This is a genomic window from Sphingobacterium sp. T2 (assembly GCF_000814685.1).
GTDB lineage: Bacteria > Bacteroidota > Bacteroidia > Sphingobacteriales > Sphingobacteriaceae > Sphingobacterium > Sphingobacterium thermophilum.
In genome coordinates this window covers 1-12,839 of the sequence record NZ_JXAC01000226.1, presented here as the reverse complement: position 1 = coordinate 12,839, position 12,839 = coordinate 1, and the positions used below count along the sequence as shown (strand labels likewise).

Sequence of the window (12,839 nt, the reverse complement as noted above, 5' to 3'; positions counted from 1 at the left end):
TTTGGGTCAGCATTATTTTATTAAACAATTAAAWWACAAAAAGAAGAAATTTGCCCCTCTTCTATTATCCTTATTTTTTCACCTTTCCATTTTTAAAGTTATTTCGTTAAATTAGCGACCTTTGAAATTTTGATATAAAATACGTGATGTACAAGGAATATAAGCAGTTAAATTTACCGGAGATCGGCAAGGAAGTTTTAAAACGTTGGAAAGCAGAAAACATCTTCGCAAAGAGCATTTCGAACCGTCCTGCAAGTAAACCATATACTTTTTATGAGGGGCCACCATCGGCAAACGGTATGCCGGGTATCCACCACGTTATGGCACGTACCATCAAAGATATTTTCTGCCGCTACAAAACCTTAAAAGGTTATCAGGTAAAACGTAAAGGAGGCTGGGACACTCACGGACTTCCTATAGAATTGGCTGTAGAAAAATCTTTGGGTATCACAAAAGAAGATATTGGCGTAAAAATCTCTGTGGAAGAATATAACAATGCCTGCCGCAGAGAGGTAATGAAATATACCGATGTATGGAACGACCTTACTGAAAAGATGGGTTACTGGGTTGACCTTGAAAATCCGTACATCACCTATCAAAACGAATACATAGAGACCTTATGGTTTTTGCTTAAAGATTTATATAATAAAGGACTACTATATAAAGGATATACGATTCAGCCATATTCTCCTGCTGCAGGTACAGGATTGAGCTCTCACGAGCTTAACCAACCGGGAACATACAAAAATGTTAAGGATACGACAATCGTAGCACAGTTTCGTCTGGACAAAGGTCAGCTCCATCCTTTGATGAATGTATTGGTAGAATCTTCCGAAGAAGATGTAGCCTTTTTGGCATGGACGACAACCCCTTGGACCTTACCAGGAAACTCAGCCTTGGCTGTAGGACCTAAGATTGAATATGTTAAAATAAAGACCTTCAACCAATATACAGGATTACCTGTTTCAGCAATCTTAGCCAAAAATCTTGTTAATAAATATTTCAAAGCGGAAGCGGAAAATGCTTCTTTCCAAGATTATAAGTTAGGCGACAAGCTGATTCCTTGGCAGTGTGTAGCTGAATTCAAGGGAGAAGAAATGATAGGTCTTCGCTACCATCAGCTGATGCCGTATGTAACCTCAGAAGAACTGTTGGAAAAGGCATTCCGCGTAATTCCGGGCGACTTCGTAAGTACAGAAGACGGTACGGGTATTGTGCACATCGCTCCTACTTACGGAGCAGACGACTTCCGTGTAGCCAAAGAGGCTGGTGTTCCGGCAATTTTGGTGAAGGATGAAAACGGAAAGGAAGTGCCTACCGTAGATCGTACAGGGCGTTTTGTGAAGGAAATCACTGATTTTGCTGGACGTTTTGTGAAAGAAGAATATTATTCTGCTGAAGAACGTGCCGATAAAGATTTCCGACCTACCGACGTTCTTATCGCCATTAAGCTGAAAGAAGAAAACAAAGCCTTTGAGGTCAAAAAATACGAGCACTCCTATCCACACTGCTGGCGTACAGACAAACCTGTATTATATTACCCATTAGACAGCTGGTTTATCCGTACCACAGCCGTTAAGGAACAGTTGGTAGAGTTAAATAAAACCATCAACTGGAAGCCGGAAACTACCGGATCGGGTCGTTTCGGTAACTGGTTGGAAAACCTTGTGGACTGGAACCTTTCCCGTTCAAGATATTGGGGGACGACCTCTACCAATCTGGCGCACAGAAGATGAGTCCGAAGAGATTTGTATCGGCTCATTGCCTGAGTTGAAGAGCTATCTGGAAGCTTCTTTAGCCGCTGATGTGCTCAGCGAAGAAGAAAAAGCTACCAACAGAGCCTTTTTAGAAAAATTCGGCACAGAAAGGCTAGACCTTCACCGTCCGTACGTAGACCATATCGTTCTTGTGTCTAATTCAGGCAAAAAGATGTACCGCGAACCGGACTTAATAGATGTATGGTTTGACTCGGGTGCTATGCCTTACGCACAATGGGGATTGGATTACGATAAGCTTGCTGCCGGCGACCCTCTTCCTTTCAAAGATGAGTACAATTCAGCGTTCCCGGCAGACTTCATCGCTGAAGGGGTAGATCAAACACGCGGATGGTTCTTCACACTTCACGCTATCTCTACGATGGTTCGTGGTTCTGTAGCGTTTAAAAATGTCGTATCTAATGGTCTTGTTCTCGACAAAAATGGAAACAAGATGTCCAAACGTTTGGGCAATGCCGTAGATCCATTCGATACCATAGAAAAATATTCGGCAGATGCTACACGCTGGTACATGATCAGCAATGCTTCGCCTTGGGATAACCTTAAATTCAATGAAGAAGGCTTAGATGAGGTACGACGTAAATTCTTCGGTACCTTATATAATACTTATGCTTTCTTTGCATTATATGCCAATATCGACAAATTCTCGTATGCCGAGCCTGAAATCGCTATCGAGAAACGCCCTGAGATCGACAGATGGATTATCTCGTTGTTGAACAGCTTAACCAAAGAGGTAGACTCCTACTATGAAGACTACGAGCCTACGAAAGCTGCCCGCGCTATCCAAAACTTTGTCGATGAGCACTTAAGTAACTGGTATGTACGTCTATGTCGTCGTCGTTTCTGGAAGGGTGAATACACCGAAGACAAGATTTCAGCATACCAAACTTTGTACACCTGTCTTATCACTGTAGCGAAGCTGATGTCACCTATCGCACCATTCTTCGCCGACCAGCTATACACAGACCTAAACAGCGGAACGAAGAAAGAAAATTTCGAATCCGTGCATCTTGCAGACTACCCTGCCTATAATACGGCATTGGTAGACAAAGCGTTGGAAGAAAGAATGGCCTTAGCTCAAGACATCTCTTCATTAACCTTATCGCTACGTAAAAAAGTAGGTATCAATGTTCGTCAACCATTGAGCAAGATATTGGTTCCTGTATTGGATTCCACCTTCCAAGAGAAGGTAGAACGTGTTAAGGATTTGATCTTGTCGGAAACAAACATCAAAACCATAGAATTTATCACTGACACGACAGGAATTATTAAGAAGAAAATAAAACCAAACTTCAAATCCTTGGGAGCCAAAGTCGGTAAGGACATGAAGATCGTGACAGCAGCTATCCAAGCTTTGGGTGCGGAAGATATTGACACCTTAGAAAAGAACGGTACTATCGCTTTGGCTAATACCGGATATACTATTGGCTTGGAAGATGTGGAAATCATCGCTGAAGATGTGGCCGGATGGCAAGTGGCCAACTTAGGCAACCTTACCGTAGCCTTAGACATCCATATTACGGAAGAGCTGAAAAAGGAAGGTATCGCCAGAGAGCTTATCAACCGTATCCAAAATCTGCGTAAAGACAAAGATTTCGAAGTTACAGATAGAATAAAAGTTACAATAAGCCAAAATAAAGCTATCGAAGAAGCAGCCAAAGATAATTTGTCGTATATTTGCACCGAAATACTAGCTGATTCTATTGATTTTGTGGATGTTGTCCCTCACGGAGACATACGTAGAAATCAACGATAGTAAACTAGAAATATTAATCGAAAAAAACTAAGGTTATGGGAGAACAAAAGGAAAAAACACGCTACAGCGACGCTGAGTTGCAAGAGTTCAAAGCTATCATACTGGAGAAGTTGAGGATTGCAAGGCAGGAGCTGGAAGAGCTTACAAAAACTTTAAGTGGAGACAATGCCAACGGCACAGACGATACTGCCGGAACATATAAAACTTTGGAAGACGGTTCTGCAACTTTGGAAAAAGAGCAAATCAACCAACTTGCTGCACGTCAGAAGAAGTTTATCGAGAATCTTGAAGCAGCTTTGGTGCGTATCGAAAACAAAACGTACGGCATCTGCAGAGAAACCGGCAAGCTTATCCAGAAAGAACGTCTGAAAGCCGTTCCTCACACAACTCTAAGTATAGAAGCGAAAAACAAACAGTACTAAAAGAACTAAACTCTAAGAAAATAGCCTTTGCAATTTTCTGTTGTAAAGGCTATTTTATAAAACACTTATGAAAGGCTATACGAAACCCATTATATTAATCGTCATTATTCTTCTCATAGATCAACTATCGAAGTTTTGGGTAAAACTGAATATGACCATAGGTCAGAGTTTCCATGTGCTGGGTGAAAAATTTCAAATCCACTTTATCGAAAATCCCGGCATGGCTTATGGCATGGAATTCGGCGGCGAATATGGAAAGCTCATACTGACCTCTTCCGTATTATTGCCGTATGCGGGATAGGTTATGGCCTCCATTATATGATCCAAAACAAATATAATCGAGGTTTTATTCTTAACGTAGCCTTAATATTTGCTGGCGCATTGGGCAATATCCTAGACTCTGTATTTTATGGAGTTATCTTCACCGAAAGTACCATGTTTGAAACGGCGAAGCTTTTCCCTGAAGGTGGTGGCTACGCTCCTTTTCTACACGGAAAGGTGGTAGACATGCTATACTTCCCTCTTATTGAAGGGAACTTCCCTTCTTGGTTTCCCGTATGGGGAGGAGAAGAATTTCTGTTTTTCCGCCCTGTATTCAACATTGCGGACTCCGCTATCACTGTAGGAGTATTTTTAATTCTCATATTCCAAAAAAGATATTTCAAAGAAGAACATAAAGAAAAAGATAACGCCACACAGCGAGATCATAGAAGACTAAAAATAAAAAGGCTGGAATCAAAATCCGGCCTTTATTTTTATCTTTACTATAAAACAAAACCATATTATGAAAAATCGTTTAACCTTAATAATAACACTACTTTTCTGTTGTGCTGGGTTTCCGCTGTCCGCACAAAACATAGAAATAAAAAAATTAAAAAAACATATCTACTTCCTTGCGGATGACAAGCTCCAAGGAAGAGCTACAGGTTCTGCAGAGTTGGAGAAAGCTGCCAAATACATAGAAAAGGAATTTAAAAAATATAAGCTGAAGCCTCTAGGTACCCAAGCTTCCGGCAGCCGTTTGAGGCTAAGGTGCGCCGAGTGACAGTCGCAGACAGCATCCGAAAGGCTGAAAACATTATCGGCTTTCTGGACAACGGTGCACCATACACTATCGTCATTGGGGCCCACTACGACCATCTAGGATTGGGTAACTTTGGTGGTACGCGCGAGCCCGCCCACATAGGACAAATTCACAATGGTGCGGACGACAATGCTTCAGGAGTGGCGGGATTGCTGGAACTAGCAAGATATTACAGCTCTAACAAGGTAAAAGAAAAGTACAATCTACTTTTTATTGCCTTTTCGGCTGAAGAGTTGGGGCTGATAGGTTCCAAATACTGGACCGAACATCCTACTCTTCCGCTTGACAATATACATTGGATGCTCAACATGGATATGATTGGACGCTACAATCCGGAAAACGGATTGGCTGTCATAGGATACGGTACAAGTTCCAAATTCCCTACTATATTTGAGAATATCTCCACTCCTATCAAAATCAATAAAAGCCGCGACGGCAACGGTGGATCAGATCAAACCTCCTTCTACCGTAAACATATCCCTGTTCTCTTCTTCCATACCGGAGGACATGATGACTACCACAAGGCTACCGACGATGCGGACAAAATCAATTATAAAGCGTTAAAAGCTATCTTGGAATTGGAAATTAAAGTATTGGACAATTCCATGATGCAAGAAAAAATGGATTTCATCTGGACAAATTAATATGCGTGTATTACTGACTGGTTCTAACGGTTTTCTAGGACAGAAATTTTCGGAAAAATTATCCCATTATTCATTGGTAGAAAATCTCTTAGGGATTTCAAAATCAGCAAACCGAAACCCCTACCTTAGTCCAGATCAATTCTGTCAGGTGGACCTCGAAAATACCGAAGAAATGGTCGCTACGCTGGAAGCGTTTAAGCCTACCCATATCCTACATACCGCAGCAATGACCAGTGTGGAAGCCTGTGAACAGGACAAAGAGGCGGCATACAGGATTAATGTCGGTGTCACTAAAGCATTAGCAGCCTATTGCAAGCGGAAGGGTATACATCTTACCTTCCTTTCTACGGACTTCGTATTTGACGGAAAAAATGGGCCTTATAGGGAAAGTGATCCAACAAAGGCCGTAAACTTTTATGGCCAGACCAAAATCGAAGCGGAAGAAGCCATAGTACAATCTGCAGCCGACGCCGCCATCTTACGAACTATACTAGTATACGGAGCCATTCCAGACAAGGGGCGCAGCAACCTAGTATTATGGGCAAAAAATCAACTTGAGCAGGGCAAGGAAATAACAGTCGTGGTAGATCAATGGCGTATGTACCTGGGTGGACGACCTAGCAGATGCCTGCTACTTAGCGATGCAGCAACGTGCAAGCGGCATATTTCATATCTCTGGAGAGGAGATGATGTCTATAATGGAGGCCGTTAAACTGGTTGCGGATACGTGGAACCTCGACACATCTAAAATACATCCTATCACTGCTGAAGCTATAGGTCAACATCGTAACAGACCTCGCACAACAGGTTTTGTCCTAGACAAAGCCAAGAGCTTTTTGAAATACCAACCCACTCCTTTTGTTGCTTCTCTACATGCCATCAAGAAACAACTGGAAGAATACAAACATTAAGTAAAAAGCTGTTCCTTATCTGTTATGGGGCGACAAATAGGAACAGCTTAATTTACACAACTAAACAAGATGGATACTTTGATGAATAGGTATGTAAAAATAGTGTGATATCTCTACTTTTGAAATAGTGATAAATCATCAAACACCCCCTATAAGTATAACCCTCTCCTTATTTTATTTCCTAAAAGTAAATTGCACTATCTTTTATTGTATCTTTGTAGCTCTAACATATATACATATTTAAAATTAAGGTAGATGGAAGCAAAAAAGGCAAGCGATTCTTACACGGAAATGAATGAGTTGGTGTTACCCAACGACACCAATACTTTTGGAAACCTTATGGGAGGCAGACTACTCTACTGGATGGATATCTGTGCCGCTATGGCTGCACAAAAACATTGCAGCAACGTCGTCGTAACCGCCTCCGTGGACAATGTATCTTTCAAAAGATCCATCAAGCTAGGAGAAGTAGTGACCATACAAGCAAAAGTGACTAGAGCCTTCAACTCTTCTGTGGAAGTCCGAATGGAAATTTTTGCTCAACATTTACCTCAAGGCACGAAAGTAAAAAGTAACGAAGCTTATTACACTTTTGTTGCCATAGATCCTGATGGCAAGCCAAAAACCGTACCTCAGCTTATTCCTGAAACAGAAGAAGAGAAGAAGTTGTATAATGAAGCACTGAAACGTAGAGAACTAAGGCTTATTCTTGCCGGCAAGCTAAAACCTGAAGATGCTACCGAAATTAAAAACTTCGTAAATCTTTTTATACACAAAGGATAAGGGAGAAGCTTTAAGTTTCTCCTTTACCTTTCATATCAGATTTTCTGCAAAAGATAATGGATATCTTTCATTTTAGGAGCCTACAAAGGGCAATAGGGTTGTCCCCTTTTGTGGTCAACGTAAGCAGCATATATTCAAAACGAGTAAAACGGTTAAGAAAAGAATAAACAAAAAACTCCTTAGCGGATTGACTAAAGGACGTTTACGAGTTTCCCAATTCTACTTATTCGGTCAAAGTTCATTCTTCTTTGGTAGAGGCATCACAGATAGGCGCCCCTGTCGTACCAACGCTATATTTTGCAACAGCGGATCTTGTTTGATCATCTCCAAGGTTACTGGCTTCTTCAGCGTCTCCACAGGAGCCAGATCCACCACCACCCATTTAGGGTCATCCGTTGTTGGATCCTGATAATATTCTTTGACGACTTTAGCGATACCTACTACCTTCTTTTCCTTCATTACTATGGTAAAAGAGAACAAGATCGCCTTTCTTCATGGCTTTGAGGTTGTTGCGTGCCTGATAGTTGCGAACGCCATCCCAAAAGGTTTGCCCATCTTTGTTGAACTGTTCCCAACTATATTTGAAAGGTTCGGACTTAACCAAAAAATAGTTCATACGCTTAATCTTTTATTGTACTACCAATTTAGCTTTTTGGCTGGACAACTTCCATTTTTTCGGCAAAATGTGCACAGTAGTCTCGCAGATCGCCAATGACTTTATCAGCCATAGGATCTCCTCCGGCCGCTCTTATGAAAGAGTCACCCAATGTCTGCAAAGTCTCATAGAAAAAACGCTTCATCTCGTCATATGGCATGTCCTTAGTCCAAAGGTCTATGCGCAACGAGTTTTTATACTGTCCATCCCATAACGCCAGGAACATAGCTTTGGCAGGGAGAGGTTCCTCATTCTGACCATCTGTTGAAGACCATTCAATAGCCTCAGGAATGTTTTTCGCGTCTAAGCTTACTTTTAATTTTATCTCTGCTGTTTTCATTTACTGTAATTTCAATAATATAATCAATATACCCACAAGTAGCATAAATGCCACCTGCATAATCCACAATCTGCTTAAGTCTTCAAATACCAAGCGAAATCCCAAATCTATGAGGCTGATAACAATAATCCACACCACGAGCCATCCCCATGACACTAACATTTCCTGCCCGGATTGCCACTCGGAAATCACCCATAACAACACTACTGCCAATGTAATATTTAGCGGTGTAAGCTTCATATTATCTGCGTTTACCGGATTTGGCTTTCATCTTCGGCTTTGCTGAAGACTTTTTAGCGTTAGACTTTCTATTATATGCAAAACCTCCAGACTTTTTTCGCTCTTTCTCTTTCAGCACGTGCTTCTTCTCATGGAATGCCCCTTTAAAGTCCGGATTTTCTTTTCTCTTCTGATTGTCAATTTCCCGTGCCATTTCCTGTCTTTCGTGGAAGGAAGTTTCTTCTACGAGCACCTCATCGGGTACCGGTGCCACGGGAATCTGCTGACGGATCAGCTTTTCTATTTTTTCAATATAATACATCTCTGCCGGATTGGCAAAGGTTATGGCATCCCCCTTGTTGAAAGCCCTTCCGGTACGTCCTATGCGGTGTACATAGTCCTCAATGACGATAGGCACATCAAAATTGATGACATGACTTACGTTAGAGATGTCGAGCCCGCGGGCTGCTACATCTGTAGCCACCAAGAAGCGTATTTCTCCCGCTTTGAAAGCATTGATAGAGTTAATCCGAGTATTCTGCCCTTTGTTGGCATGTATCACCCGTACGTTTTCTATACCATATTTGCGCTCCAAGAAACTATATACATTATCTGCTGCCTCACGGGTTTTACAGAAGATGATGACTCTTCGGAAGGTCTCATCATCCTTAAAAAGATACTGGAGCAGGTTGATCTTGGTCTTCAGGTTAGGCACATGGTAAAGCACCTGCGTCACTGTCTTTGCCGGCGTAGCCTGCTCCGACACCTCTACCACTGTCGGGAACTCCAAGAAATCTCCTGCAATTTTATGCACCAGCTCACTCATCGTCGCCGAAAAGAGCAGGTTCTGACGCTTGCGTGGCACCACTTCTAAAATACGATGGATCTTAGAGATAAACCCCATGTCCATCATCTTATCGGCCTCGTCCATCACCAAGAATTTCAAGGTCTTCGTGTTGATATAGCCTTCCAGATAAAGATCCAAAAATCTTCCAGGGGTAGCGACGATGATGTCGCAGCCCTTTTCCAGCTGTTCTTTCTGCGTTTTGGGACCTATGCCGCCATACAGCACCACCGTACGTAAATCCAGATAGGTAGAGAACATACGTATATTCTCTTCGATCTGTAGTGCAAGCTCGCGCGTAGGCGTTAGGATTAGCGCCCGCGGATCATTGCCCTGTGCATATTTCAACTTCATCAAAATAGGCAGCACAAAAGCTGCTGTTTTCCCCGTACCGGTCTGAGCGATACCCATCACATCCTGTCCCGCCAGAATAGGCGTTATGGCCTTCTGTTGGATTTCTGTAGGATGCTGATAGCCTGCCTCAGCTATCGCAGTAAGGATCTGCTTGTTGAATTTGAAATCTTCGAATGATGCTTGCATTTGACAAAGATAGACAAAACTAAGGACTTATCTTGCCTGAGCTATGTCACAAAAAGCAAACTTAAATGGGCAAAATGTTGTTTTCTGTGTGAATAATATCCATTTTTGTTAGAAATAAGAAAATATAATGATGAAAAAAGTAGCGTTACTATTTGTTTTTTGTGCTGCCACCCTCTTTGCGATGGCAGACGAAGGCATGTGGTTTCTGATGCACATAAAGCGTCTTAACGAAGCCGACATGCAGAAAAAAGGACTTCAGCTCACCGCTGAAGAGATCTATAGCATCAACCATTCAAGTCTTAAGGATGCCATCGTACAATTCAACGGTGGATGCACGGCAGAGATTGTCTCTCCTAATGGACTTGTATTTACCAACCACCACTGTGGCTATGGTGCTATTGCCGAGCTGTCAACGAAAGAAAATGACTATCTGACTAACGGTTTTTGGGCTAAAAACTACAACGAAGAGCTTAAACCAAAATCCCTATATGTACGCTTTTTTGTACGTATGGACGACGTTACCAAACGTATCCTAAGCTTGGTAAACGACAAGATGTCCGAAAAAGAACGTAACGCCATTATCCAAAAGGAGATTGCTAAAATCGAAAAAGAAAATTCGGAAAACGGCAAATATGTAGTAAACGTAAAATCTTTCTACAATGGAAATGAATACTACTATTTTGTTTACCAAGATTATCACGATGTACGTCTTGTAGGCACGCCTCCAAGTAGCATCGGTAAGTTCGGAGGCGACACCGACAACTGGGAATGGCCAAGACATACGGGCGACTTCTCCATCTTCCGTGTATATGGAGATAAAGACGGTAATCCGGCTCCTTACTCCAAAGACAACGTGCCTTTAAAACCTAAACATTATTTACCTATCAGCCTTAAAGGTTTCCAAGAAGGAGACTTCTCGATGATTTTAGGTTATCCGGGCCGCACAAACCGCTGGATGCCAGCAGCAGGTATTGACCAAAACGTATTCTACGCCTACCCTGCTTGGGTGGAAGCCTCTAAAGTAGGCATGGACGCCATGAAACGTCACATGGACAAAGACCAAGAAGTGAATATCAATTACGCTTCAAAATACTCTAGCGTGGCAAACTACTGGAAAAACCGCCAAGGAATGATTGACGCCTTGACAAAACACAAAACCTCTGCTACAAAACGTAAAGCAGAGAAAAAATTCCTCAAATGGGCTTCCAAACCTGCAAACAAAGAGCAGTATGGCGATGTCATTCAAATCATCAATGACTATTATGCTTCCACAAATCTGAAGGCAAGACACGACAACTACCTTACGGGAATGTTACGTTCTTCAACCTTTGCTACCTTACCTTATTCCTTAGGTAACGGATTAAAGCAATATGCCGCCAACGAAAACAACAGAAAAGAGTTAAAGACCTCGTCTAGAGGCTTTCATTGCCGACAACTACGAAAAACTATACCTTCCACTGGAAATCGACGTCTTGGCAGAAGAACTAAACCTTTATGTAGCCAAGGCAGGTGAGGACATAGCACCTTATATCGCTGATCTTGCTAAGCAAAACAATAAGCAGTTTTCCGGCACAATCAAAGAGGCCTTCGATAAGAGTATTTTAGTCAGTAAAGAAGAGACTGGAAGCTTTCTTAGCAAATCCTTCGGTAGAACAAGTCGACAATGATCCTTTGTTCAAAATATCGACAGCTATAGCCAACAAATACCGCGAAAGAACCCCTCAACAGGAAGAGGCGGAAGATAAATTCCAAGCGGCATACCGCAAATATATTGCGGGCTTCTTAGCGATGAACCCTAAAGGAAAATACTATCCTGATGCCAACAGTACCCTTCGTCTGACATATGGTACCGTACGCGCACTTCCAAAAGACAAACGCAATGACGCTAAAGTAAATTACTATACTACGTTGGATGGAACCATCGCCAAGTATAAGCCTAATGACGAGGAGTTTGACCTTCCTGCCAAATTGCTGGAAATTACACAAAAACAAAGATTAACATGGCCGCTATGCCGACAAAAACGGCTATATGCCTGTCAACTTCTTAACCGACCAAGACATCACAGGAGGCAACTCTGGTTCACCGGTGTTGAACGGTAAAGGTGAACTTATAGGGCTCGCCTTCGATGGCAACATAGAAGCAATGGCTGGTGATGTAATTTTCGATCCGAAATTACAGCGAACCATCAACGTGGATATCCGCTACGTCTTATTTATCATTGACAAATTTGCAGGAGCGCAAAACATTATAGAAGAGCTCAAAATTATAGAGTAATTAAAGACAAAATAGCACTTTTTCCTTAAAAAAGTGCTATTTTGTTGTTTTTATGATTTTTGTTTTTGTATATTTATTACATCATAGAAATTAACTTATATAGAATAACTTAATTATAATTAATAACATGGAAAACTACACTAAATTAAAAGAACTAGTAGCTTCTATCGAAGCAGATGCGCAAAAATTTTACAACAATGGTAACTCAGCTGCGGGTACACGTGTTCGTAAAGGTTTACAAGAAATTAAAACCTTAGCACAAGAAATTCGTAATGAAATTACTGCTATAAAAAAATGCAGCAAAAAAATAAGTCTTTTTATATAATTTAGAAAGAGACTTTCACAAAAAAGGCTCACCAAAAATGGTGAGCCTTTTTTGTGGTATAAATGCATATCATTAAAGCAATGTAAGACGAAGGATGTAGTTCAACATATCCTCATTCAAGGAAATTACCTAAATTTTGTTTTAACTATTTGCTTTGAGCTCTATTTCTTGTTCAATACGTTTTGGTTTTCGGATTTTCGAAAGCCTTTTTGTCCAGCTCTGTTCCTCSTGTTAAGCTCCATCTTTGAGCGAAGTAGGACACGTGC

At 41.5% G+C, this 12,839-nt stretch carries 13 protein-coding genes and 3 pseudogenes; 12 read left to right on the top strand and 4 right to left on the bottom strand.

Going from position 1 to position 12,839, the window contains the following annotated elements; all coding sequences use genetic code 11:
- The first annotated feature begins 146 nt into the window (after window positions 1-146).
- The 7 genes and pseudogenes from ileS to SD31_RS12750 all read left to right on the top strand — a co-directional run bounded on the left by ileS (window position 147) and on the right by SD31_RS12750 (window position 7,375).
- Window positions 147-3,562: pseudogene (gene ileS, locus SD31_RS12775) on the top strand (isoleucine--tRNA ligase).
- 4 nt (window positions 3,563-3,566) lie between these two features.
- A complete protein-coding gene (locus SD31_RS12770; RefSeq protein WP_039054421.1) occupies window positions 3,567-3,953 on the top strand; it encodes a TraR/DksA family transcriptional regulator in 387 nt (128 codons plus the stop codon).
- 67 nt (window positions 3,954-4,020) lie between these two features.
- Window positions 4,021-4,254 carry a signal peptidase II gene (locus tag SD31_RS20345; RefSeq protein WP_262506634.1) on the top strand — a complete coding sequence of 78 codons (234 nt, stop codon included), beginning with the start codon at window positions 4,021-4,023 and terminating at the stop codon, window positions 4,252-4,254.
- A 17-nt stretch (window positions 4,255-4,271) separates the two neighbouring features.
- Window positions 4,272-4,856, top strand: coding sequence for a signal peptidase II (locus tag SD31_RS12765; protein WP_262506633.1), 585 nt, complete (start codon window positions 4,272-4,274; stop codon window positions 4,854-4,856).
- Between the two features lie 129 nt (window positions 4,857-4,985).
- Window positions 4,986-5,681: a M20/M25/M40 family metallo-hydrolase gene (locus SD31_RS12760; RefSeq protein ID WP_231561608.1), complete on the top strand. Its 696-nt coding sequence runs from the start codon at window positions 4,986-4,988 to the stop codon at window positions 5,679-5,681.
- A gap of 1 nt (window position 5,682) precedes the next feature.
- Window positions 5,683-6,592 (top strand): annotated as a pseudogene (locus SD31_RS12755) (SDR family oxidoreductase).
- Between the two features lie 255 nt (window positions 6,593-6,847).
- Complete coding sequence (locus SD31_RS12750) at window positions 6,848-7,375, top strand: acyl-CoA thioesterase (RefSeq protein ID WP_039054420.1); 528 nt, start codon at window positions 6,848-6,850, stop codon at window positions 7,373-7,375.
- Between the two features lie 191 nt (window positions 7,376-7,566).
- Here the strand turns inward: SD31_RS12750 and SD31_RS12745 are convergent.
- The 4 genes and pseudogenes from SD31_RS12745 to SD31_RS12730 all read right to left on the bottom strand — a co-directional run bounded on the left by SD31_RS12745 (window position 7,567) and on the right by SD31_RS12730 (window position 9,973).
- A pseudogene (locus SD31_RS12745) lies at window positions 7,567-7,991 on the bottom strand (EVE domain-containing protein).
- A 28-nt stretch (window positions 7,992-8,019) separates the two neighbouring features.
- Window positions 8,020-8,370: a gliding motility protein GldC gene (gene gldC, locus SD31_RS12740; RefSeq protein WP_039054419.1), complete on the bottom strand. Its 351-nt coding sequence runs from the start codon at window positions 8,368-8,370 to the stop codon at window positions 8,020-8,022.
- Window positions 8,371-8,610 carry a hypothetical protein gene (locus SD31_RS12735; protein ID WP_039054418.1) on the bottom strand — a complete coding sequence of 80 codons (240 nt, stop codon included), beginning with the start codon at window positions 8,608-8,610 and terminating at the stop codon, window positions 8,371-8,373.
- 1 nt (window position 8,611) lies between these two features.
- Window positions 8,612-9,973, bottom strand: a complete 1,362-nt coding sequence (locus tag SD31_RS12730; protein WP_039054417.1) for a DEAD/DEAH box helicase — start codon at window positions 9,971-9,973, stop codon at window positions 8,612-8,614.
- A 127-nt stretch (window positions 9,974-10,100) separates the two neighbouring features.
- On the opposite strand from SD31_RS12730, the gene SD31_RS19445 reads away from it, so the two are divergent.
- From SD31_RS19445 to SD31_RS12720, 5 genes are all read left to right on the top strand, one after another.
- Complete coding sequence (locus SD31_RS19445) at window positions 10,101-11,486, top strand: S46 family peptidase (protein WP_231561602.1); 1,386 nt, start codon at window positions 10,101-10,103, stop codon at window positions 11,484-11,486.
- Entirely contained in the window at window positions 11,446-11,640 is a 195-nt protein-coding gene (locus SD31_RS19440) for a hypothetical protein (RefSeq protein ID WP_231561601.1), read from the top strand. The genes SD31_RS19445 and SD31_RS19440 overlap by 41 nt, the downstream gene beginning before the upstream one ends.
- A 4-nt stretch (window positions 11,641-11,644) precedes the next feature.
- Window positions 11,645-12,073 carry a S46 family peptidase gene (locus SD31_RS19435; RefSeq protein WP_262506632.1) on the top strand — a complete coding sequence of 143 codons (429 nt, stop codon included), beginning with the start codon at window positions 11,645-11,647 and terminating at the stop codon, window positions 12,071-12,073.
- On the top strand, window positions 12,003-12,248 hold the full coding sequence (locus SD31_RS20340) for a S46 family peptidase (protein ID WP_262506631.1): 246 nt from the start codon (window positions 12,003-12,005) through the stop codon (window positions 12,246-12,248). The genes SD31_RS19435 and SD31_RS20340 overlap by 71 nt, the downstream gene beginning before the upstream one ends.
- Window positions 12,249-12,375: 127 nt before the next feature.
- Entirely contained in the window at window positions 12,376-12,573 is a 198-nt protein-coding gene (locus SD31_RS12720; RefSeq protein WP_039054416.1) for a histone H1, read from the top strand.
- Window positions 12,574-12,839: the final 266 nt, after the last annotated feature.

Bases quoted from the DNA above. Each gene is read 5' to 3' on its own strand.
- SD31_RS12770 (WP_039054421.1), top strand. From the start codon at position 3,567: ATGGGAGAACAAAAGGAAAAAACACGCTACAGCGACGCTGAGTTGCAA.
- SD31_RS19445 (WP_231561602.1), top strand. From the start codon at position 10,101: ATGATGAAAAAAGTAGCGTTACTATTTGTTTTTTGTGCTGCCACCCTC.
- SD31_RS12765 (WP_262506633.1), top strand. From the start codon at position 4,272: ATGATCCAAAACAAATATAATCGAGGTTTTATTCTTAACGTAGCCTTA.
- SD31_RS12730 (WP_039054417.1), bottom strand. From the start codon at position 9,973: ATGCAAGCATCATTCGAAGATTTCAAATTCAACAAGCAGATCCTTACT.
- SD31_RS12750 (WP_039054420.1), top strand. From the start codon at position 6,848: ATGGAAGCAAAAAAGGCAAGCGATTCTTACACGGAAATGAATGAGTTG.
- SD31_RS20345 (WP_262506634.1), top strand. From the start codon at position 4,021: ATGAAAGGCTATACGAAACCCATTATATTAATCGTCATTATTCTTCTC.
- gldC (WP_039054419.1), bottom strand. From the start codon at position 8,370: ATGAAAACAGCAGAGATAAAATTAAAAGTAAGCTTAGACGCGAAAAAC.
- SD31_RS20340 (WP_262506631.1), top strand. From the start codon at position 12,003: ATGCCTGTCAACTTCTTAACCGACCAAGACATCACAGGAGGCAACTCT.
- SD31_RS12720 (WP_039054416.1), top strand. From the start codon at position 12,376: ATGGAAAACTACACTAAATTAAAAGAACTAGTAGCTTCTATCGAAGCA.
- SD31_RS12735 (WP_039054418.1), bottom strand. From the start codon at position 8,610: ATGAAGCTTACACCGCTAAATATTACATTGGCAGTAGTGTTGTTATGG.